The sequence below is a fragment of the Metabacillus litoralis genome (assembly GCF_003667825.1).
Classification (GTDB): domain Bacteria; phylum Bacillota; class Bacilli; order Bacillales; family Bacillaceae; genus Metabacillus; species Metabacillus litoralis_B.
In genome coordinates this window covers 3,368,942-3,391,108 of sequence record NZ_CP033043.1, presented here as the reverse complement: position 1 = coordinate 3,391,108, position 22,167 = coordinate 3,368,942, and the positions used below count along the sequence as shown (strand labels likewise).

General features: G+C 33.6%; 20 protein-coding genes and 1 other RNA gene. 16 read left to right on the top strand and 5 right to left on the bottom strand.

Features of this window, described 5'->3' with window-relative positions; translation table 11 throughout:
- Positions 1–20: 20 nt before the first annotated feature.
- The 12 genes from D9842_RS16790 (at position 21) to ssrA (ending at position 12,764) form a co-directional block, all read left to right on the top strand.
- Positions 21–1,001, top strand: coding sequence for a nuclease-related domain-containing protein (locus D9842_RS16790; RefSeq protein ID WP_121663487.1), 981 nt, complete (start codon positions 21–23; stop codon positions 999–1,001).
- 579 nt (positions 1,002–1,580) lie between these two features.
- Positions 1,581–2,396 carry a PHP domain-containing protein gene (locus D9842_RS16785; protein WP_121663486.1) on the top strand — a complete coding sequence of 272 codons (816 nt, stop codon included), beginning with the start codon at positions 1,581–1,583 and terminating at the stop codon, positions 2,394–2,396.
- Positions 2,393–3,208: a sugar phosphate isomerase/epimerase family protein gene (locus D9842_RS16780; RefSeq protein ID WP_162987466.1), complete on the top strand. Its 816-nt coding sequence runs from the start codon at positions 2,393–2,395 to the stop codon at positions 3,206–3,208. Before D9842_RS16785 ends, D9842_RS16780 begins: the two co-directional genes overlap by 4 nt.
- Positions 3,186–3,974 carry a 5'/3'-nucleotidase SurE gene (surE, locus tag D9842_RS16775; RefSeq protein WP_121663484.1) on the top strand — a complete coding sequence of 263 codons (789 nt, stop codon included), beginning with the start codon at positions 3,186–3,188 and terminating at the stop codon, positions 3,972–3,974. Before D9842_RS16780 ends, surE begins: the two co-directional genes overlap by 23 nt.
- Positions 3,975–3,988: 14 nt before the next feature.
- Complete coding sequence (locus D9842_RS16770) at positions 3,989–5,032, top strand: ABC transporter substrate-binding protein (protein WP_121663483.1); 1,044 nt, start codon at positions 3,989–3,991, stop codon at positions 5,030–5,032.
- A 137-nt stretch (positions 5,033–5,169) separates the two neighbouring features.
- Complete coding sequence (locus D9842_RS16765; RefSeq protein ID WP_251395623.1) at positions 5,170–6,855, top strand: ABC transporter permease; 1,686 nt, start codon at positions 5,170–5,172, stop codon at positions 6,853–6,855.
- Positions 6,839–7,918 carry an ABC transporter ATP-binding protein gene (locus D9842_RS16760; protein WP_121663481.1) on the top strand — a complete coding sequence of 360 codons (1,080 nt, stop codon included), beginning with the start codon at positions 6,839–6,841 and terminating at the stop codon, positions 7,916–7,918. The genes D9842_RS16765 and D9842_RS16760 overlap by 17 nt, the downstream gene beginning before the upstream one ends.
- Positions 7,919–8,128: 210 nt before the next feature.
- On the top strand, positions 8,129–8,362 hold the full coding sequence (gene secG, locus D9842_RS16755) for a preprotein translocase subunit SecG (RefSeq protein WP_121663480.1): 234 nt from the start codon (positions 8,129–8,131) through the stop codon (positions 8,360–8,362).
- A 204-nt stretch (positions 8,363–8,566) separates the two neighbouring features.
- A complete protein-coding gene (locus D9842_RS16750; RefSeq protein WP_121663479.1) occupies positions 8,567–9,307 on the top strand; it encodes an alpha/beta hydrolase in 741 nt (246 codons plus the stop codon).
- A gap of 32 nt (positions 9,308–9,339) precedes the next feature.
- Positions 9,340–11,685, top strand: a complete 2,346-nt coding sequence (gene rnr / locus D9842_RS16745; RefSeq protein ID WP_121663478.1) for a ribonuclease R — start codon at positions 9,340–9,342, stop codon at positions 11,683–11,685.
- A gap of 116 nt (positions 11,686–11,801) precedes the next feature.
- Positions 11,802–12,269, top strand: coding sequence for an SsrA-binding protein SmpB (smpB, locus tag D9842_RS16740; RefSeq protein WP_098797845.1), 468 nt, complete (start codon positions 11,802–11,804; stop codon positions 12,267–12,269).
- A 155-nt stretch (positions 12,270–12,424) separates the two neighbouring features.
- Positions 12,425–12,764: a transfer-messenger RNA gene (gene ssrA, locus D9842_RS16735) on the top strand.
- A 700-nt stretch (positions 12,765–13,464) separates the two neighbouring features.
- Here ssrA and D9842_RS16730 read toward each other — a convergent pair.
- Positions 13,465–14,589, bottom strand: coding sequence for a hypothetical protein (locus D9842_RS16730; RefSeq protein ID WP_121663477.1), 1,125 nt, complete (start codon positions 14,587–14,589; stop codon positions 13,465–13,467).
- A 401-nt stretch (positions 14,590–14,990) separates the two neighbouring features.
- Here D9842_RS16730 and D9842_RS16725 point away from each other — a divergent pair, with 401 nt between their 5' ends.
- The 4 genes from D9842_RS16725 (at position 14,991) to D9842_RS16710 (ending at position 18,792) form a co-directional block, all read left to right on the top strand.
- A complete protein-coding gene (locus D9842_RS16725; RefSeq protein ID WP_121663476.1) occupies positions 14,991–16,010 on the top strand; it encodes a PHP domain-containing protein in 1,020 nt (339 codons plus the stop codon).
- Positions 15,989–17,773 carry a TrlF family AAA-like ATPase gene (locus D9842_RS16720; protein ID WP_121663475.1) on the top strand — a complete coding sequence of 595 codons (1,785 nt, stop codon included), beginning with the start codon at positions 15,989–15,991 and terminating at the stop codon, positions 17,771–17,773. Before D9842_RS16725 ends, D9842_RS16720 begins: the two co-directional genes overlap by 22 nt.
- A gap of 57 nt (positions 17,774–17,830) precedes the next feature.
- The gene (locus D9842_RS16715; RefSeq protein WP_121663474.1) at positions 17,831–18,133 is read left to right on the top strand and encodes a hypothetical protein; all 303 of its coding nucleotides are present in this window, start codon (positions 17,831–17,833) and stop codon (positions 18,131–18,133) included.
- A gap of 341 nt (positions 18,134–18,474) precedes the next feature.
- Positions 18,475–18,792 (top strand): type II toxin-antitoxin system PemK/MazF family toxin, encoded by a 318-nt coding sequence (locus tag D9842_RS16710; RefSeq protein WP_121663473.1) that lies wholly within the window; start codon positions 18,475–18,477, stop codon positions 18,790–18,792.
- Positions 18,793–18,995: 203 nt separating this feature from the next.
- Here D9842_RS16710 and D9842_RS16705 read toward each other — a convergent pair whose 3' ends face one another.
- The 4 genes from D9842_RS16705 to D9842_RS16695 all read right to left on the bottom strand — a co-directional run bounded on the left by D9842_RS16705 (position 18,996) and on the right by D9842_RS16695 (position 21,904).
- Positions 18,996–19,694: a restriction endonuclease gene (locus D9842_RS16705; RefSeq protein ID WP_218975591.1), complete on the bottom strand. Its 699-nt coding sequence runs from the start codon at positions 19,692–19,694 to the stop codon at positions 18,996–18,998.
- 65 nt (positions 19,695–19,759) lie between these two features.
- Entirely contained in the window at positions 19,760–19,921 is a 162-nt protein-coding gene (locus tag D9842_RS26125; RefSeq protein ID WP_218975590.1) for a hypothetical protein, read from the bottom strand.
- A gap of 515 nt (positions 19,922–20,436) precedes the next feature.
- A complete protein-coding gene (locus D9842_RS16700) occupies positions 20,437–21,132 on the bottom strand; it encodes a hypothetical protein (protein WP_121663472.1) in 696 nt (231 codons plus the stop codon).
- A gap of 130 nt (positions 21,133–21,262) precedes the next feature.
- The gene (locus D9842_RS16695) at positions 21,263–21,904 is read right to left on the bottom strand and encodes a hypothetical protein (protein ID WP_121663471.1); all 642 of its coding nucleotides are present in this window, start codon (positions 21,902–21,904) and stop codon (positions 21,263–21,265) included.
- Positions 21,905–22,167: the final 263 nt, after the last annotated feature.

Below are 22,167 nucleotides of genomic sequence, written 5' to 3'. Positions count from 1 at the left end.
ACTACATATGGAGTGAGAAAATGATCTTAAAATCCCGTACAAAACCCCGTATTATTCTCCAATTAGAAGCTTTACTTCCACGGATACCTAATTTCCATCCAACTCTGCCACTCATTACCGAAGATTACAACAAACGAATGGCCGGTTATAAAGGTGAACAATCCGTTGATTACCCACTCAGCTACCTTGATGAGAAAAACTACTTTATTTTTCACCACCTAAGATTGAAAACAGACAAACATTTCTTTCAAATGGACACATTAATTTTCACCAACAAAATGGCGATTATCCTCGAAATAAAGAATTTCTCCGGAACCATTTATTTTGATCCTAAGTTTAAACAACTCATTCAAACAAAAGATGGGAAAGAAATTGCCTATGCCTATCCATTGACGCAGCTTGATCGTCAGAAAGCTAACTTAAAAGAATGGTTGCGTATTAACAAGTTAGAAGATATAGCAATACAGTCATTAGTCGTGATCAGTAATCCCTACACAATCATAAGCACCTCTCCGGAAGATCATCATATTCACCACACAGTGATACACAAAGAAGAATTACCTAATAAAATACTTCAATTAGAAAAATCAAAGATCACAAATAAACTGGAAGAAAAGACTTTAAGGAAGATATTTAAATTATTACTAAAAAAACATACCGAAGGAGACGCATCCATCTTAGAGAAATATGACATAAAAGAAAGTGACCTTCTTAAAGGTGTTTTTTGTCCAAAATGTAGTGTCCTTCCGATGGATCGGCTTAAAGGGAATTGGTTTTGTCCTTATTGTGGGGAAAAGAATAAACATGCTCATGTTAAGGCTGTTAAAGACTATCGACTTTTAATCAAATCAACGATTTCTAATAGGGAATTAAGAGATTTTTTAAAGTTTGATTCTGCAGATACTGCTACTAGATTGTTTCAGACAATGAATTTGAGGAGTACGGGAAAAAATAAAACACGAATCTACTTTTTGGATAGTCTAGAAAATGGTAAGCGGTAGTAAAGTTGAATAGTACCGAGAATTGTACAATCGCGGATAAAGCAACGAAAATCGCGGATAAAATCTCAGAATCGCGGATAAAGCAACGAAAATCGCGGATAAAATCTCAGAATCGCGGATAAAGCAACGAAAATCGCGGATAAAATCTCAAAAATAGCAGATAAGAACAAAAATGTGTCTTAATCTTAAAATAAATTATACTAAGCTATTTCTTTGGCTTTAAGAAACCATATATGCTGATAAAAAAGTCTGTGAAAACAGGCTTTTTTTGTTAGGTTACGGCACATTTTTACACAATCATTCATTTGCCTGCTGTTATAGATTATAAATACTATTCTAGTTAAAATTCAAAGCTGTTTATTAACGAATTGTTAATTTGTAACAAAAAATTTACATTTTACATCCATTTCACAAACCAAAACATAATAATCACTGGGTTGTCATCTATTTCTTATCATTATGATTTGTGAATTATCTTCTTTATCTTTACAGAAAATTTTCAAAATATTAATTGTGAATTTAATGTCGCTTAATATCGAAATCTTAAACTTAAGATAAGAGTTTGAGAGGAGGTATAATTTGGACTTACATATTCATTCTGTATATTCCGATGGAGAGTGGTCACCAAAGGAAATAATTGATGATGCAAAGCGGAAGTCAATATCAATTATTTCTATTACAGATCATGATGCAATTGAAGGGTATGTTCAAGGTAAGGATTATGCTAATGAACTAGGTATTAAATTATTGCCGGGAATAGAGTTAAATACGGATGGTGAGGATGGAGAGCTTCACATCCTAGGGTATAGTTTTGATCCTGATCATCACAAGTTTAAAGAACATATTAATTGGAGAAAAGAAGAGCGGTTGAAATGGGGAGAAAAAATCGTTAAAAAATTAAATACGCTTGGATACAAGATACAGTTATCTTCTTGTGTAGAACGTGTTGGCAAGGGTGTACTTGTACGAACTCATATTGCGGACGAGTTGGTGGATAAAGGATATTTTTTAACTCAACGTGAAGCGTATGACACTTTGCTTAAAAAAGGATCACCAGGCTTTATCAGACGTTCACCCTTTTCAGCAAGTGATGCTATTTCTCTAATTAAGCAAATAGGTGGGAAGTCATTTCTTGCTCATCCAGGAATATATAAGCATTCCTACGACTTTGAAAGCTTGGTTAAAGCAGGTCTAGCTGGAATTGAAGTGTATCATTCAAAACACTCATGGGAAACAGTTAATAAACTTGAGTCTTTAGCCTTAAAGTATAACTTACATATTTCTGGAGGTAGTGATTTCCATGGTCCAACTTCCCGAAATCCTTTTCCAATCGGGAGTATTCATTTCAATAAAAACCTAGTAGACACATGGTTAAAGAAGGAGATGATGCTTTGAATTTATTATTATCATCAACTCTTTGCTGGCAACACTCAGTAGATCGTGTAATTGAAATCGCAAACGATTTAGGTTTTGAAGGAGTAGAAGTATGGGCTGAACAAGTTTGGTTTCATCGGACTCCGATTAATCAGATAATTGAAGCTAAAGAAAAATATAACGTAAAGTTAACATTCCATGCAGCGAGTTGGGATTTAAATCTATGTGCTCTTAATGAGGGAATTCGCCAGCAATCTATAAATGAAGTTGAGAAATCAATGCTTTTAGCAAGGGAAATAGGAGCATTAAATGTAACTGTTCATCCGGGAAAAAGAACTCTAACTGAGTCATGGACGCAATGGCATTATGATCAGCTTGTTACTTCCTTTTCTAGCTTGGCACAATTTGCTAGTAATATAGGAGTTGAAATGTCAATTGAACAAATGGAGCATGAAAAAAAGGAGTTCATTATAGATGCGAGATCAATAAACGAGCTGATAAATGATCTACCATCCACAGTAAAAGTAACATTTGATATTGCCCATGTTCCTTTAGAAAAGGATATTCTTCAATATTATTCTCAAATAGAGCGCATTAATAAGATTCATGTAAGTGATGTTACACATTCAAAGTATCACGTACCTTTGGGTTCAGGAGGAGTTCAGGTGGAGACTCTCCTTTACATGATTATGGAGAATCAACATCCTGTAATCTTAGAAGGCTTTGATCAAAATGAAGGTTTCTCTAACTTAAATAAAAATGTTAGGTTTTTAAGAGATAAATTGAACCTTTCGATTAAGGAGGTTACTAGTGAAAATATTAGTTACAAATGATGATGGAGTATTTGCACCAGGTGTTGAAATAATGGTTGAGGTTCTTCAGCATTTTGGAGATGTGTATGTTGTCTGTCCTGATCAGGAGCGGAGTGCAATAAGTCATTCTATTACGTTAAGACAACCATTAAAGGCAAAAAAAGTAGGGAATTTCCCAGGCACGAAAGGGTCTTGGGCAGTAAATGGAACAACGGCAGATTGTGTCAAGCTTGCGTTAGAAGTGTTATTAAAAGATACTCCAGATTTTGTCTTTTCAGGCATTAATATGGGGCCAAATTTAGGAAGAGACCTTTACTATTCAGGAACCATAGCTGGTGCTGCGGAATCTTCATTGTATCAAGTCCCATCTATAGCTGTCTCATTAGATGCTTTTCATGATACAACAATAAAAGCAGGACAAGTTAAAAGCTTATTTTATGAGGTTGTAGAAGTTATTCTTCAAAATAAAATACCTAAAGGTGTTTTTCTTAACATAAATCTACCGAATATTCCTAAAGAGCTATGTGAAGGAGTTAGTATTGTACCTCTAGATATGGAATTATCAAGATATCGCTATGTGGGATTAAATGATCCGCATGGACAAGTTTATTATTGGCTTAAAGATGAGCTAGTATCGATACCATATCCACCAGAGACAAACGACTATGGAAAATTAAAGCAAGGTTTTGTCACTATTTCACCTATAACAATCAAAACATACGAAAAAAGAAAAATTGAACAAATTGAACGATGGTTTAAAAGTTTTAAATATAAACAGCATTCATAAGGAGGAAAATAACAATGAAAAAATTGAAAACGGGATTTCTAATGTCACTCTTATCACTTGCACTTGTAGCTTGTGGAAGTGAGGAAAGTAGCAGTAACAGTGATAATACTGAAAGCAATGGGGAAACAACAGAAACAGCGATTGAAGGAGATTTATCTTTTTATACGTCACAACCAGATGAAGATGCACAGAAGCTGGTAGATGCATTTAAAGAGAAATATCCAGAGGTAAATGTGCAAACATATCGTTCAGGTACCGAAGAAGTGATTAGTAAAATTAAGGCAGAGAAAGAAGCTGGGGATGTTCAGGCTGATGTATTGCTTGTAGCTGATTCTGTCACATTTGAAGACCTAAAAGAAGAAGATATGTTACTTGAATATAAGTCAGAGGAATTAAGTGAGATTCCTGCCAATTTAGTTGATGCTGATGGGATGTATGCAGGTACCAAGGTAATGGCCACAGCATTAGTAGTAAATACTACGAACGTAACTGAAATGCCAGATTCATGGAATGTGTTAACTGAGGAGAGCTCTAAGGGACAAACGATTATGCCAAGTCCATTTTACTCTGGGGCTGCAGCTTATAATCTTGGTGTTTTAACAAGAAATGATGAGTTTGGATGGGGTTTTTATGAAAGTTTAAAAGCTAATGAAACAACCATCACACAAGGAAATGGTGCTGTTCTTAAAGCAGTAGCAGATGGAGAAAAATCATATGGAATGGTTGTGGATTTTATTGTTGCACGTGCAGCTGCTGAAGGATCACCAGTTGAACTTGTTTATCCAAGTGAAGGAGTACCAGTTATTACTGAACCAATCGGTATTATGAAAGATGTTGAGAATGAAGCTGCAGCAAAGGCGTTTGTTGATTTTGTTCTGTCAGAAGAAGGTCAAAATCTAGCTGCGGAGTTAGGGTATACACCAATTCGTAAAGGTATTGAAGCCCCTGAAGGGTTAAAAAGTATTGAAGATATGAAAGTGTTAGATGCTGATATCAATGAATTATATCAATCAAGAGAAGAAGATAAAAAAGAATTTGAATCAATTTTTGGTCAATAAAAAGTTTTAATACAAATAAGGCTACTCAAAGCTCCAATTTCATGAGCTAGCCTTATTTGTCCTTAATGCCGAAACTAGGCAATAAAATGTAAGGAGAGAAATCAAGAATGTGGCAAAGTGTTTTTAGCAGGATACATGTGAATAATAAACATTGGTTCTTAATCGGTTTATTATTTATCGTTATTTTTTTTGTTATGCCTATATTTAGGCTATTCTTTTTAAGCCTCTCTTCTGATAACGGCTTTACAATAAGCAATTATACGTCGGTCCTCCAAGATCAAACAACATGGACGACAGTGAAAAATACGGTTTATATTGTATTAGGTTCTTCATTCATAGCTATTGTTTTAGGAATCTTCACAGCTTGGATCGTTGCTTATACCAACATTAGAAATAAAAATATCATCCAATTATTCATCTTTTTACCCTTTATTATACCTTCTTACATTACAACATTAGCATGGACTCAATTTATGAGTAAAAATGGTTTTCTAGCAAAATTCCTATCTATATTTCCAGGATCAATTGAGCCAATAAATATGTATAGCATACTAGGAATTATTCTAGTTATGGGGTTAACAAATTATCCACTTGTTTATTTATTAACTGTAGGGGTTTTTAGGAAAATTCCTCGTGATCTTGAATATGCAGCAAGGGTTTCAGGTTCTAGTAAGTGGCAATCTTTTAAGAAAATAACTTTACCACTTGCATTACCTGGTATAGCTAGTGGCGGATTTTTAGCTTTTATTGCAAGCCTTGATAACTTTGGAATACCTGCATTTCTTGGTATTCCAGGAAATATTAGAGTGCTTAGTACATATATTTATGAACAAATTGTTGGCATGGGACCTAATTCATTTGAACGGGCAGCAACATTATCAGTTATTTTAGGATTAATTGCTTTACTAGGTACTTATCTACAGTGGATTCTACTAAAAAAATCTAAAACGATAGAAACAACAGTTGAAGATAAAGAACCACGATATTTTTTAAATAAGAAAAAACGTTTAACTCTAGAAGTGTTTTTATGGGCTTTCTTACTTATGACAACATTGGTTCCATTTGTTTCTATGCTAACAGCTTCTCTTATAAAAGCATATGGTTTACCGTTTGTTATAGACAACATAAGTTTTAAAAATTATCAATTTGTATTATTGGAAAATCAAAAAGCAACCACTTCTTTAATAAATAGTACCAAGTTAGCACTTATTACTACGTGTTTTTGTGCTGTAGTAGGTACATGTATCGCATACGTTAGAACAAAAAAACCTACATTTTTAAACAAGAGTATAGAGTTGATCATCGGGATTCCTTATGCATTACCAGGTACGGTGCTAGCTCTGGCTATGATTTTTGCTTGGATGGAACCTATTCCAGGTTGGAATCCCGGTATCTACGGATCCATTATTATTTTGTTAATTGCTTATATCACTCGTTTTCTTGTTTTACAAATACGGGGAAGCATGACAGCGTTTATGCAAGTGGATCCTTCCATTGAAGAAGCCGCAAGAGTGAGTGGCTCGAATGGTTATTTTAAATGGAAGCAAATTTTACTTCCTCTCATCATCCCTGGTGTTTTAAGTGGTGCATTGTTTGTCTTTTTATCGGCACTAACTGAGCTCACTGTTTCATCATTGTTATGGTCTAGTGGAACCGAGACTATAGGTCTAGTTATTTTTAACTTTGAACAAGCGGGTTATTCGACTTACTCAACAGCATTTTCTTGTATTGTTGTTCTATTAATCTTGTTAACCTTCTTCATACTCCATTTCTTACAGAAACGATGGAATCGAAAGGTGTTGCATAATGAGTACTCAAATTAGAAATTTAATGAAAAAGTTTGGTTCGTTTAAGGCACTACATGATATTAACCTAGAAATTAATTCGGGAGAGTTTGTTGCCATTTTGGGTCCTTCTGGTTGTGGGAAAACAACCTTATTACGATTATTAGCGGGATTTGATTCTCCAACATCAGGTGAAATATTAATAGATAAGCAGGAATTAGCAACTACGAAATTTTTCTTGCCCCCTGAAAAGCGTAATATTGGAATGGTTTTTCAATCTTTTGCTTTATGGCCTCATATGAATGTAAAAGATCACATTCGTTTTCCTTTAAAGCATCAACAGTTCTTAAGTGAAGATCTTAAAATAAACATTGATTCGAGAGTGGATGAGGTATTAAAAATGGTAGATTTGCTTCATTTAGGAGATCGGATGCCAAATGAACTCTCAGGTGGACAAAAGCAAAGGGTTGCCTTGGCGAGGGCTATTGCACCAAAACCCGCATTACTTTTGATGGATGAACCATTAAGTAGTTTAGATGCTGAGTTACGAATGTCTATGCGAAAGGAAATAAAACAGCTGCATCAACTAACAAAAGCTTCAATTGTATATGTGACTCATGATCAAAGTGAAGCTTTGGCAATGGCTGATAGAATCGTTGTCATGAACAAGGGGAGGATTGAACAAGTAGGAACACCAAAAGAAATTTATAGCTACCCAACATCAACATTTGTAGCCTCCTTTGTTGGTAAAGCGAACTTGATCCAAGGGAAGTGGGAAGGGAATACATTTTATCCATTAGATGATCCTACAATAAAATGGGGAAATACCGATGTAACCTCAGAATTAAAGAATAAAGGCATTTTTCCAGCGCGTCCGGAGCAACTTGAGATTTCGTTAAATGAAGGTGGTCTAGAGGGTATTGTCACAAGCGTGCAATATCAAGGTAAAGAAATTCACTACACAGTAACAATTAAAGAAGAGGAGCAATGGGTGATACATCAAGATATTAGTAAAGGATTTTCAGTAGGGGAACAAGTATTTATTCATTTGAAAATCAATCAAAATACTACTGATGGGATTAAACAGTTAGCCTACGTGTAATGTAAATTATAAACCCGAATAAGTCACTTAAAATCAGTGTCAATATTCGAGCTTATTTTATTTCATATTAGAAAAATATTCTATTACGATTACTACAAACAGTCTCAGTTTTTTATCCAATCGAATTAATTGAATGTTTTATTGTGAATCAAAAAGAAGTATGGTACATTTAAACTATCTATTTGTGCGCATTTCAGGAGGTGTCAACTCATGCATACAGCATTAATTATTCTACTTGTTATCGTTTCAGTTGCTTTAATTACAGTTGTATTATTACAATCTGGTAAAAGCGCAGGGTTATCAGGGGCAATCTCTGGTGGAGCTGAGCAGCTTTTTGGAAAACAAAAAGCTCGTGGACTTGACTTAGTTTTACACCGTATTACAATCGTACTATCTGTTTTATTCTTTGTTTTAACTGTTTTAGTGGCATATGTTGTTCAATAAATAATAAGTAAAGGGTCTGTAGAAACAGGCTCTTTTTTGTTTGGGGCTGAAGAAAAAAGCTCACTAAGCATAAGAATTGTTCAAGGCCGAACGTGTTTGATTAAATAGAAGTATAAAGAATACATAGCTTGATGTTAGTTGTTTAGTAATACTGATGGTAATTTTGGGATAAACTAAATAAAAGATAGTAAGGAGTTAGTAAGAATGAAAAGAGTTTTGCCAAAGCCGTTTACATTTGAAGGCGGCGATCGAGCTGTTTTATTATTACATGGATTTACAGGGAACACAGCGGATGTTCGAATGCTTGCACGCTTTCTTAGTGAAAAAGGCTATACATGTCATGCGCCACAATATAAAGGCCACGGTGTACCGCCAGAAGAGCTCGTTCATACAGGTCCTGAAGATTGGTGGAAGGATGTACAAGAAGGGTATGAGCATCTGAAAAGCATGGGATTTGAGGACATAGCTGTTGGGGGATTATCACTTGGTGGAGTTTTCTCATTAAAATTGGGTTACACTTTACCTGTAAAGGGAATTATCCCAATGTGTGCGCCAATGTACATTAAAAGTGAGGAAGTTATGTACCAAGGAGTTCTCGAATATGCGAGAAATTATAAAAAGTTTGAAGGGAAGTCTCCTGAGGAAATAGAAGAGGAGATGAAGGAGTTTGAGAAGACTCCAATGAATACACTAAAAGCCTTACAAGAGTTAATTGCAGATGTCCGAAATAATGTAGATATGATCTATTCACCAACGTTTGTGGCACAAGGTAGACATGATCATATGATTAACACGGACAGTGCAAATATTATCTACAATGAAGTAGAAAATGATCATAAACAAATAAAGTGGTACGAGGAATCTGGACATGTGTTAACACTTGATAAAGAACGTGATCAACTCCATGAGGATGTGTATCAATTTTTAGAAAGCCTTGATTGGTAAGGTTTTTTTAGAACGAGAAAAGGAGGATGAAAATGGATCAAGAAATTCAAGTACATATTGATAAACTGCTTTCATTTATGAAAGAGGAAGCTTATAAGCCCCTAACTGTTCAAGAGCTTGAACAAGCATTTGGAATAGAAGATTCAACAGAGTTTAAAGATTTTGTAAAAGCATTAGTTGTCATGGAGGACCAGGGCCTCGTTGTTAGAACAAGAAGCAACCGTTATGGCTTGCCAGAAAAAATGAATTTAATTAAAGGAAAGCTAATTGGTCACTCAAAAGGCTTTGCTTTTGTTGACCCTGAGGACCCGGCTTTAGATGATATCTTTATTCCGCCTACTGAATTGAAAACAGCTATGCACGGTGATGTTGTTATGGTCAGAGTCAGTGCAAGCACAGGTGGGACAAGACAAGAAGGAACGATTGTCCGTATTTTAGAGCGAGGAATAACAGAGGTTGTTGGTACTTATACGGAAAGCAAAAATTTCGGTTTTGTTGTTCCTGATGATAAAAAAATCGCCAATGATATTTTCATTCCAAAAAATGCATCAAAGGGTGCTGTTGAGGGACATAAGGTTGTTGTAAAACTAACAACATATCCTGAAGGACGCATGAGTGCAGAAGGTGAAGTTATTGACATTCTAGGTCATAAAAATGATCCAGGTGTTGATATTTTATCTGTTATTCATAAGCACGGACTGCCTGGCCCATTCCCAGTCGAAGCACTTGAGCAAGCAAATGATGTTCCGGAGACGATTAGAGAAGAAGATCTAAAGGATCGCCGTGATTTAAGAAATGAAACAATTGTGACAATTGATGGTGCCGATGCAAAAGATCTAGATGATGCTGTTACAGTGACAAAATTAGATAATGGCCACTATAAGCTTGGTGTTCATATTGCCGATGTTAGTCATTATGTAACAGAGAAGTCTCCAATTGATCGCGAAGCATTAGATCGTGCGACAAGTGTGTATCTTGTTGACCGTGTTATTCCAATGATTCCACATCGTTTATCAAATGGAATTTGTTCATTAAATCCTAAAGTGGATCGTTTAACACTTTCTTGTGAGATGGAAATCGATGAAAAAGGTACAGTTGTTAAACATGAAATTTTCCAAAGTGTGATTAAAACGACAGAGCGTATGACGTACTCTGATGTTAATAAAATATTAGAAGACCGTGATGAAGAGCTTCTCCAAAAATATGAAGGCCTTATTCCAATGTTTGAACAAATGGGTGAGCTTGCAGCGATTCTGCGCCAAAAGCGTATGGAGCGTGGCGCTATTGATTTTGATTTTAAAGAAGCAAAGGTTCTTGTAGACAAAGAAGGAAAGCCAACAGAGGTTGTAATTCGCGAACGCTCAGTAGCAGAGCGTCTAATTGAAGAATTTATGCTACTTGCCAATGAAACAGTAGCTGAGCACTTCCATTGGATGAATGTACCGTTTATTTACCGTATTCATGAAGATCCAAATGCTGAAAAATTACAACGATTCCTTCAGTTTATTACGAACTTTGGGTACTCAGTAAAAGGTGCAGGAAATGAAATTCATCCAAGAGCATTGCAAAATATTTTAGAAGAAGTACAGGGTACACCAGAAGAAACAGTTATTTCAACAGTCATGCTCCGTTCGATGAAGCAGGCGAAGTACGATCCTGAAAGCTTAGGTCACTTTGGACTGGCTACGGAGTTTTACACACACTTTACATCACCAATTCGTCGTTACCCTGATTTAATTGTGCATCGCTTAATCCGCACATATTTAATAGAAGGAAAAGTTGATGAAGAAACTCGAGCTCATTGGGCGGAAAGCTTACCTGTCATCGCCGAACAATCCTCCAATATGGAACGAAGAGCTGTAGAAGCAGAGCGTGAAACAGATGAACTGAAAAAAGCAGAGTACATGCTTGATAAAATTGGTGAAGAATATGACGGTATGATCAGTTCTGTTACGAACTTTGGTATGTTCGTTGAGCTTCCAAATACAATAGAAGGTCTTATTCACGTCAGCTATATGACAGATGATTATTACCGATATGATGAGCAGCATTATGCGATGATTGGGGAACGCACTGGTAATGTCTATAGAATTGGTGACGAAATCACTGTACGCGTAGTAAATGTAAACAAAGACGAGCGCGCAATTGATTTCGAAATTGTTGGTATGAAAGGGACAAGAAGACGTCCTGAAAAAGACAAACCAAAAGTCATCATTGCTGGTAAAGGAAGAAAAGATTCCAATGGTCGTGGCGGCGGTAATAACGGCAAGACATATGGAAATGACAAAGATGGCGAATGGTCTACACGTCCTCCTCGTAAAAAGAAGAAAAAGCACTTTGAAAATGCACCAAAAGCAAAACGTAAGAAAAAGCGCTAATGATGTGATGGGACTGACAATCCTAAGTGTCAGTCCCTCTTTAGCTCTATTTATTGAGTTACAGTCCATTTTTTGCTAAAATAGAACGTATCGCTAGATCGAGGGGAGTGAACACAATGCCAAAAGGTATGGGAAAAGTAGTCGCCCAAAACAAAAAAGCAAATCATGACTATTCAATAGAGGAAACATTTGAAGCTGGCATTGTCCTTCAAGGTACGGAAATTAAATCAATTCGTAATGGACGTGTAAACTTAAAGGACTCGTATGCACGTATTGATCGTGGCGAAGTATTTCTATTGAACATGCATGTTAGCCCGTATGAACAAGGAAATCGCTATAATCATGATCCACTAAGACAAAGGAAGCTATTACTTCATAAGCGTGAAATTGTGAAACTAATTGGTGCAACCAAAGAAGAAGGTTATGCCCTTGTTCCTTTAAAGATGTATTTGAAAAATGGTTATGCAAAGGTGCTAATCGGTCTTGGTAAAGGGAAAAAGAAATACGATAAACGTGAAGATCTGAAGAAGAAGGAAGCGAAGCGTGATATCGAACGTGCCTTTAGAGAACGTCAAAAAATGTAGTGGGAAAACCTTACAATTGCATTTTTTAGCCAGTCTGATATAATAAGTTTTGTAAGACAGTCAACTTACTTTTTAAAACTTAATAAGCAATTAAGCTTGATCTTCTTAAACTTCCCGTATTCCCTAGCTGGTATATACGGCTTACATGGGGACGTTACGGATTCGACAGGGGTAGTTCGAGCTTAGGTTGCGGGCCGAAGGGATCGTCTTCGTAAAAACGTCACGCCAATAATAACTGGCAAATCTAACAATAACTTAGCTTTAGCAGCTTAATAACTGCTTAGCTGTTCCTCCCTCCATCGTCCATGTGGTAGGGTAAGGGACTCACTCTTAGTGGACTACGCCTAATTCCTCCGTCTGGGGATGATGGAAGAGACCAATCAGACTAGCTGCTCTGACGCCTGTCGATAGGCATAGGAGTTAGCGAAACCGCAAATATATCGACTACGCTCGTAGACGCTTAAGTGCCGATATGTCTGGACGTGGGTTCGATTAAGTATTAGTCGCCTTATGTGGTAACACATAAGTGAAAATTCGGCTTTATCGGTGAAACCTAAGTCACTTAATGTGATAGGGCAATGCCGAGCGGTATGTGGAGTAATCCAACAGCCGTGTATCGACTTATAGGCTACCAAGTATTTGGTAGTACTAGGATACGAAAATCTGCCTGACTTTCAGGTAAATCTATTTTTCGTATAAGACGCCGAAGGACCTATAAAAAGGTTCAAGATATAGTCAGTGCCATGACGAAAGCATGGAATAGCATGTCCCACCGTCTCCACCAAATACATATTTGGTGGTTTTTATTTTGCCTTTGCGACTAAACCCATAAAATTGCAGGTATTGCAACTTTATTAGTAAATTACTACCGGCAACTTTATTGGTAAATTAGAATTTGTTTATTAAACATAAAATGTTCATCATAACGGGTTCAGCTATGATTACAAGATCAATTGAGAACTGAAAAATTGGACTTAAATACGACCCGAATTAACAAGCAATCTATCCTGATACAGGTACAGAAAAAACGCTCAGAGTATATAGAATCTCTGAGCGTTTTTCGTATAGTTGGTTATCAACGTAAGCACTCCCTTACAATTCTTCACAATTTTTGGATTAAAATAAGAATACATAAATAAGAAACCTATACACTAATATGAAATATGGCTAAAAATAAGAACGTACCTAAATATTCTTATAACGATTCTACAATAGCAATTACCTTTTCAAATTCTTCAATCATATTTTCTGTATCGGTATATGTAGGCTCAAGTACTGAATGTGCTATCAAATGTCTAAATTTTTTTCTCAGAGTGTCCACAGTACTCCATTCAGTAGGATAATCTGTTACTAGCGATTTACCTGTTGCTCTCTTTAGTGTTTTGTTACACCTATCTTTGAAGTTCAATTTTGTTGCGTTTAATATACTTTCAATACTTTGTGCAGTCTTACCTTTTGCTAAAAGCTTCGTCCTAATTTTTCTTTCAACTGAATATTCAAGGACTGCCGATATATTGATTATTGCAGATCTTGTTTCTCCCTTCTCTAACAGGTTCTTAGAAACGATAACTAATGATTTAAGTGGATCAATTTCTACGCCGTTCTGCAAGATGTTTTTAAAATCAGTTAATTCTTGTTGAGAAATGTCGGGTAACCACGGTTTGTTTATAATGGGTGGTAATTTCCCGATTCTTTTAAACCCTTGCCATTGAATATTATCAACAAACTGAGTTACTTGAATTCCTCGTAACGTATGAAGTGTACATTTTTCAACAAAAAAGTCATTTCTGAATACTGAATATGCTTTAATTAACTGGTTAATCGCTGATAAGAATAAATCTGAATTAGATAATCCTGAAAGCTGTGTATCTATTAAGACCGAGTAGCCAAGTTCCTCCTTTTCTTCATCATTGAAAAGGGTGTACATTGCTTGTGAAAAATCAGTTAAATTGTTTTCGTAATCAATTTCATTATAAAGGATTATAGATTTTAATTTGTCAACCTTAACTTCTTCGCTAATATTGTCCAACATTTCCTTTGTAACATTAAAAAGTTTTTTTTCTTCCCAAGAAATATACGTCCGTAATTTTTCTCTATAATTGCTTCTTTCGTCCTCGTCTAAAGAAGATATCTCATCTTCTTCTACTTCAATGTAAGCATCTTTTCCTTGATATTTTGTCATTACTTTATATTTGGTATTACTTATATTTAATTCTAAATTATAAATGCTACCTTTAAAATTAACTTGGGTGTTATACACATCATTATGCAGATTTAATATAAAGGGTAACTCCACTGAATGAATTACTTTTAATTCCACTAGTCATCCTCCAAACCTCAAAAGGTAATGTTATGATTAAATATTTTTATAAATATAATTTTCTCGATTTATGTGACAAAATCCTTTATTATTCGATATTAATCTTCTTTACTAGCTTTTGAGTTAATAATAGAGTTCAGTTTTTCTTTATCTATATTCTTTAATTTTACATAGTTTTCATAAAAATATAATTAATCAAGTATACGTTCAGCAAATGGCAAGAAACATTGATAGAGCTATCTGATAAATGTTGTCGACTAATATGATAATCTGTCGATTGTTGTATTATAATAGTAGATAAATATGGAACATTTGAGACTTTTTGTAAGAAAGGAGTAAGTAAGATAAATTTTTGACATTAGTTATTGTAAGATGAAACTATTAAGAATGGAGGTAAAGTAATGAATTTTAGAGGTAATAAATGGTATAAATGTGATTTGCATCTTCATACTCCAGAAAGTAAATGTTTCCCTGATAAAGAGGTAACCCCTGAGCAATGGGTACAATCTTGTATAGAAAAGGGATTAGATGTTGTAGCTGTAACTGATCATAACAGTGGTAATTATATTGATCGAGTAATTGAGGCTGCCAATGGGACAAACTTAACAGTCTTCCCTGGAGTTGAGATAACTTGTGATACATCAAAAGTTCATTTATTAATCCTGTTTGATAAGGACAAGCGTTCTAGTGACATAAATCAATTCCTTCATTATTGTGGAATTCAGGACAATATGTTTGCAGAGCAAACTGCAACTACGGAAATAAATGAAAATATATTTACTGTTGCAGATAAAGCTAATAGCCGTGGAGCAATTGTTATCCCTGCTCACATTGATGAATATAATGGGATCTCTGTAACAAGTTATCAAACAATGCAACAATTCTTAGATATTTCTTATATCAATGGTGTACAGGTTGTTAATAAGGAGCTATATAATGCAGGAAATTACACTTCCGACGAACGTATAAACTTAATTAAAGCAAGATATCCATCTGTCACTGAAGAGCTTATAAAAAATTGGAATAATGCAGTTAGTATAGCAAAAGAAGCAAGGAAAGCAATTTTAACCTTTTCTGATAATCCTAGTGGAGATAATGAAACCACACACGGTCTGTGGGGAATCGGGAAAAGGTATACCTGGATCAAAATGGAAGAGGAAGTTTCCCTAGAGAGTCTTAGACACGCTTTATTAATGCCTGATCAGAAGATTAGGAACGATTTTGATTGTACGACACTGCCTTATAATACTCCTGAACTTCTTATAAAAGGCTTAGAAGTAAAAAATACTGTTTTAAATCCTGAAAACACAATAAAGGTTCAATTTAACCCTCAACTGAATACCATTATAGGTGGACGTGGACTGGAAAATCTGCTATCAACAGGATTATCCGCGGACTCTTGGTTGGCAATGCTGATTTAGCTGAATTTAAGGAACTCTTAGAAGATCAAACAAATTTCTTTAAACAATTTGAATCTAGTAGACTAGGTGAAGAAAAGGGAATTATAAAAAGCGATACTGTCATTGAATTATATTTAGAACGTTTAGGAAGAACATACAAAATTACATTTTCTAACTATGGTGGCGGACAATTTAGTAAAAATGTATATAAGTTGAATGACCAAGGGGAATATGAAGAATCAACCGATCCTATTTTAGAGCTATTCCGTGTGAATATTTTTTCACAAAAGCAAATTTATAATATTGCCACACGTCCTAATGCTCTAAGAGATAAAATTGATCAATCAATTGATTCTTTAGAAGCACATCTTAGTGCTATTAGAGATATTCAAAGTAGTTACTTTGAGACAACTGCTAAAATCAGAAATTTAAAACATCAAATTAGTAAAAAAGAAAGGCTAGAAATTGATATAACTGATATTAGAGAAAGACTTTTACAGTTTGAGGAGAAAGGATATCAAACTACCTTAAAAAAGCAGAAGGAACTTGAAACTGAAGAGTTATTCCTAAAGAAAGTTATTAATGATTTTGAGAATAAAGAGGATAGATTGAGAGAGTTTATTGAGGGATTCTCTTACATAGATTTTGATGAATTCAATTTTACTCCGGAATCAAGCGATGAGTTAAGAAGAATCTTAGCACGGAATTCAACAGAATTACAACAAGTTATTATTAAACTCACCGAAGCAGGTACAGAACTATCCAGAGCAAAGAATTCATTAACACAATTGATTGAAACTTCAAATTGGTTTGATAGATTTAATCAGGTTAAAAGTGATTTTGAAACTTTACAGTCTGAGCTCACACAAGAGGATTTAGATGACTTAGGAAATATAGAGCACCTTTCAAATCAGCTAATTATTAAAGAAAAGGAACTTGGTGATATTGAACAATCTGAAAGAGAACTAGAATCATTAAATGATGAATTAAACACAATTTCAGATACTTATTTAGAGCTAAGAAAACAAGTGACTACATTCCGAAGAGAGTTTTTACAGGTTGTACTTGCTGATAGTAGAAATATTAAAATCGAAGTTAAGCCGTTTCGAGACTCCGAACATTATGAAATTGAGTTAAGAAAGATTCTCCAAAGAGAAGATAAATTTAATGAAGACTTTCAAACAATTAATTCATTTATCTTTAATGGAAATGCGGAGAGAAAGACTAAAGAAATAAGCGGAATTATAGCTGCTATAAAAGAAACTGCTGAAAATGATGGTAGGTTTACAACAAGGTTTAATACCTTACTTAAGGGTTTGAATGATGAACAAATAGATAACATCAGGCTATTATATCCTGAAGATAAGATTGAGGTTCAATACAAAGCAAATGAAGCATCTGGGTTTAAATCTATTTCCAATGCTTCAGCAGGTCAAAAAACTTCAGCAATACTTACATTCCTTTTATCTTATGGTAATACTCCACTACTATTGGATCAACCAGAAGATGATTTGGATAATCAATTGATATACGAATTAATTGTAAATCGCTTAGCTAATTCGAAAAATAAACGTCAGATTATAACTGTTACTCATAATGCTAACATTCCCGTGAATGGAGACTCTGAATGGGTAATAGCAATGAATTCTGAGAGCAAGTATACTGAAGTTCTTTGTGATGGTTCCATTGAAAACCAAAATATTAAGGATGCGATATGTAATATTATGGAAGGTGGAAGAGAGGCCTTTAAACTAAGGGCTAGAAGATATAAGTTTCAAATATAATATTATATTTAGATAAAATAAAATTTAACACTATGCTACTTAAAGGAGGATATTAATGTGAAATTTTTATTTAACAGTAAGGGACAGCATATTGCCAACCTTGTAAACAATCATCTTCATTCACCTAGTGGTCAAAATATTGGTCATTATCGTGAAACTGAAAAAATATTTATTGATATGAGAGGAAAATATTTAGGTGAAATTATTAATGATAATCGATTAATGTATAATAATAATTCCTCTTATAAAAATGTTAATTTTGGAAGTTATGGTAACTACGGTAATGTAGGGAATTATGGAAACCCTGGTAATTATGGTTCTATCGGATCTATTTCAGGATATAAAGATGTCGTTTTTTAATGTTTAAATTTTATAAAAGTCATTACTTAAATTTTTGTACACTAATCTATGAAGAGAATTAACCACTATTTAGTTAAACGGGCAGAATGGTGGGAAAAAATCCCTTATCATTATAGGATATGATTCCCTATAATGATAAGGAGATCGCTCTTGTGTGTGGAATTTTTAAGTAGCAGTGCACACAAATGGAATTCATAGTTTAATAAGACAGATAGAAGTTAATAGCCATATTCACCCCTTGAAACAAGGAAGGGGATTCCCTTGATAAAATGATAGTAATAGGAGTTAGAAATTGATAGTATTTTTGAAGTGAGGAATAAATTAATTAATGAGGTGTTTTTGTGAAGAAACAAGGCTATCTATATTGGGGAAATGTTCCTGACAATACAGGAGTATCAGGTAAAAGACCATTTTTAGTTTTATCAAATAACCAAGTGAATAATAATTCAGTAATTGTAGCACCATTAAGATCTATTAAAAGCTCTATAGCAACTCATATTACAATAGCCAGTGATTCGTACCCATTTAAAGATGGCTCCATATTATTAGATCAAATTACTACAATAAAGGAAGAATATTTACAGGAAGAAATTTGTAAAATAAGGGACGAGAACTACAGTAAAGTTAAGGAAACATTGAGAATGTTGTTTTCGCTATAATATACTACATAAGTTTCCATTAACAATTAAATTTAAAATACATAATTCATAGTTTAATAATGAAAAGATTAAATATCAATTCAAAGATGAGATCTATAACAGATGATGAGATAGGCTTTTTAATAGGAAAAGATCTACCCAGTTTTGAATAGATCTTTTTTTATTCTTAAAAGTTGAAAGGAACGGAAGATTTGAAACATATATTAGGTTAACAGAATGTCATTCACTTTAAAATATATATTTCCTTTCTGAGAAGCAACCCGTTTTTTAAAAGATAATAATTCGATTAGATCAATTCTTCTCTCTAATACTGCCATTAAATCCATTCCATCCATTAATATCATTGACTTCTTTCCAGCGGAATGTGCTGTCACAGCATCATCAGTAAATCCATTTATAGAAATAAACAATCCAAGTGTATTTTCTAATTTTCGACCTAATTTTCCATTAAAGGCATCCAAGTGTTGAATATTTGTTGGTTCCTTATGCCACTTTGCTTCGAGTAAAAACTCTGTATTTTGAAAAGAAAAAGCACCGTCAATTTGCTCTCCTAACAATTTAAAAGACGACTTGGGATCAAGATCAAATAAAAGGAATAATTCTTTTAAAAAAATCTCTAACTTATATCCTCTCGATTGCGGATTATATGATTGGCCTAATAACTGATAATATTCATATTTTAATTGCTCTAATCGTTCATTTAATGCTTTATTTCTTACTAACTTTTCAGTGGCTAGTGCTCGCCGTTCTTCAATTTTCTTTTGTTCTTCTAACAGGGAAGAGTGAGAAGAATAAAGTTCTTTTAAAGCATTAATTGCCTCTTTTGCTGCTTTAGCTTTTTCTTTTCCATCCTCTAAATTCTGTAGATGGCTAAAGTCACTTATCTTTACTAACTCAGCCATAAGGGTTAGTAGGTCTTCTTTATATAGCTCTTGATTTTCTGCTAAGCGGTCAATTAAATCAGAAACTATATTCCTCTTATAATCGTCCCAATCAATTTTGAGAGAATGCTAGAATTACTGATACTATGTAATAAAAAGCTTCTTAATTGTTTCTTATACCAATAAACATTAGTTAATGCTTCTTTAAGTGCGTTAATAGCAACTGAAGATATGATTTTCTTTGACATCAAAAACACACCTTTTCTATTTTTTCGAATCTATACTTTTGATAATATTATACCAATTTTATCATTATTGGTAATGAATAAAAGGAAATGAATGATATAAATGGCTTATATAACCAAAAAGTCAATATATAGAAAAAAAATTGACTATAAAATTATAAAGAATAAAGAAATGGATAATAAAAGGGAAGGTCTTTGTTTTTTTCTTATTTAAGTAACGGGACAGGTTTGTTGAAGAAGGATTGTAATAATAAATTCCTGCTTTGCACAAAAAACATTCATAATTCTGATTTTTTCGGCAGTACGTTTTATTATTGTCAGTAGTAACGTATACTAAAAATAGTTTTAAGACAAACAGCACCTCTTATACCTATAAAGAGAAGGTGCTATTACTAATTTTTGCCGCAAATACTTATGATATGGTTCACCGAATATTACCTAAGAACATAGTTAACTTCGAACAAAAGATATACATCCTTATATATTAAATAAAGAAGCCTTTTTCAAGGCTTCTTTATTTAGAAAGATATGTTTTCTTTTATGGATATTATTATGAAGATGATGGAAATTAATAAAATATAAATAATTAAAAATACAGCGAAAAACTTAGGTTTTCTAAACATTATCATATAAGGTCTTAATAATGCATTTAAAAAGGATGAGTTTAGCTCCAAGTATTTTCCTTCAATTATTTTTTTCTCAAGTTCATCTATTAATTTATTAAAATTTTTTTGGTCATTTGTTGCATTTGCTTCCCTTAACTCTTGGAATACATTTGAGTATGGTCTTGGAATATTTGTGCTTCTCTCCTGTTTACTTTGTTCTTCTTTTAATTCATTTTTTATATTTGTTATTTTCTCATAGTATTTATCTTTTTGATTTGGGTCTAGATGCTTACTTCTTTCAAATCTTAATACGAGGTCCTCTAATAAACTCTCCAATTCATAATTAGCTTCTAAATCAATTTTAATATCTCTTTCAATTGAACGAAAAACCATAATTAATCTATTTGGAGAGATATTGACTTCATTTACTAGCATTCCTTCAAAAGTATCTAGTAACATATCTATTGCTTTTTTAACTCTTTCTTTCTTTACCTTTTTCCCCGAAAACCATAATCCTATTGGACCAAGTATAAAAAAAACTAAACCTATTATAAATGAAACGATAATATTGCTACTATTTGCCTCCCAAAAAGTTACTATATTTTCCATAAACTCCAACCCTAACATTTTTTAATACATTAATTATAACGATAATACCTAAAGTAAACTACTATATTATTCCTATATGCTTCTTTACTCTAAAAGAACTTTGTCTTATTTGTGGTATGGCTCTCCGCAACTATTCTAAAGGAGGTTTTATTTTTTCAAAACTGACTAATACCATACCTTTTTTTCTAATATATTGTTTATTAAACTGCAATCTTTGCAAATCTAAATTTCTTTGACCCACTTTGCATTCTAAAAATTCTCCAATTAATTCAGTTAATCTAACCATCTCATAAGATTTCAATTTTTTAAGATCAAATTTCTTATTTTCTAAGTAGGTGCCCGTTGTTAAATATATTCCAGCTTTATCAATTATACCTACGAAGCCTTTATCTTTTGGAGATAAAGATTCCATCATTTTTATTTGATTCTCTAAATTTTGACTATCGCCATCTTCCATTTTGTTTTGAATAATTAAAGATTTGATGAATCTTTTACTCTTATCTTTTAAAGTAATACCCATATCAAAACCATATTTTTTTTCTAAAGAATTTCGACCTTTATTTGATAATTCTATGGCATCGCATCTCCAGATACCTTTGTATTTTGACTTGCTTATAATTCTATTAGTTTCATCTTGAATCCTTGTTGCAAGTCTTGTAGTTATCGGATCTTCCTGATCTACATTATTTAAATCATAATCAGTTAGTGTTTCTTCTTCAGCGAACTTAATGCCTTCTAGAATATCCTCTATTAATTCATTTGGAAATATCATTATATATCATCCCTTTCTTATCTTAGTAGTATTATACAGAAAATGTAATTAAAAAAGGTGTAGATAAGTCATCAAACCGGACTATCTACACCTTTTTCTATAAAGTAATTTAATACTACATTATCAAATTATACTTGGATACTATGGAGCACCAGTGAAGAATCGAGATTGTCATTTTGGTACATATCTTTTTGTGCTAACGGGACAGGTTTATGGAAGAAGGAAATTAACTCATCAATTCCGAATTAGAAGTAGCTAGATAG

Bases quoted from the DNA above. Each gene is read 5' to 3' on its own strand.
- D9842_RS16725 (WP_121663476.1), top strand. From the start codon at position 14,991: ATGAATTTTAGAGGTAATAAATGGTATAAATGTGATTTGCATCTTCAT.
- rnr (WP_121663478.1), top strand. From the start codon at position 9,340: ATGGATCAAGAAATTCAAGTACATATTGATAAACTGCTTTCATTTATG.
- D9842_RS26125 (WP_218975590.1), bottom strand. From the start codon at position 19,921: ATGTCAAAGAAAATCATATCTTCAGTTGCTATTAACGCACTTAAAGAA.
- D9842_RS16770 (WP_121663483.1), top strand. From the start codon at position 3,989: ATGAAAAAATTGAAAACGGGATTTCTAATGTCACTCTTATCACTTGCA.
- D9842_RS16700 (WP_121663472.1), bottom strand. From the start codon at position 21,132: ATGGAAAATATAGTAACTTTTTGGGAGGCAAATAGTAGCAATATTATC.
- D9842_RS16760 (WP_121663481.1), top strand. From the start codon at position 6,839: ATGAGTACTCAAATTAGAAATTTAATGAAAAAGTTTGGTTCGTTTAAG.
- D9842_RS16695 (WP_121663471.1), bottom strand. From the start codon at position 21,904: ATGATATTTCCAAATGAATTAATAGAGGATATTCTAGAAGGCATTAAG.
- D9842_RS16790 (WP_121663487.1), top strand. From the start codon at position 21: ATGATCTTAAAATCCCGTACAAAACCCCGTATTATTCTCCAATTAGAA.
- D9842_RS16750 (WP_121663479.1), top strand. From the start codon at position 8,567: ATGAAAAGAGTTTTGCCAAAGCCGTTTACATTTGAAGGCGGCGATCGA.
- smpB (WP_098797845.1), top strand. From the start codon at position 11,802: ATGCCAAAAGGTATGGGAAAAGTAGTCGCCCAAAACAAAAAAGCAAAT.
- D9842_RS16705 (WP_218975591.1), bottom strand. From the start codon at position 19,694: ATGGCTGAGTTAGTAAAGATAAGTGACTTTAGCCATCTACAGAATTTA.
- secG (WP_121663480.1), top strand. From the start codon at position 8,129: ATGCATACAGCATTAATTATTCTACTTGTTATCGTTTCAGTTGCTTTA.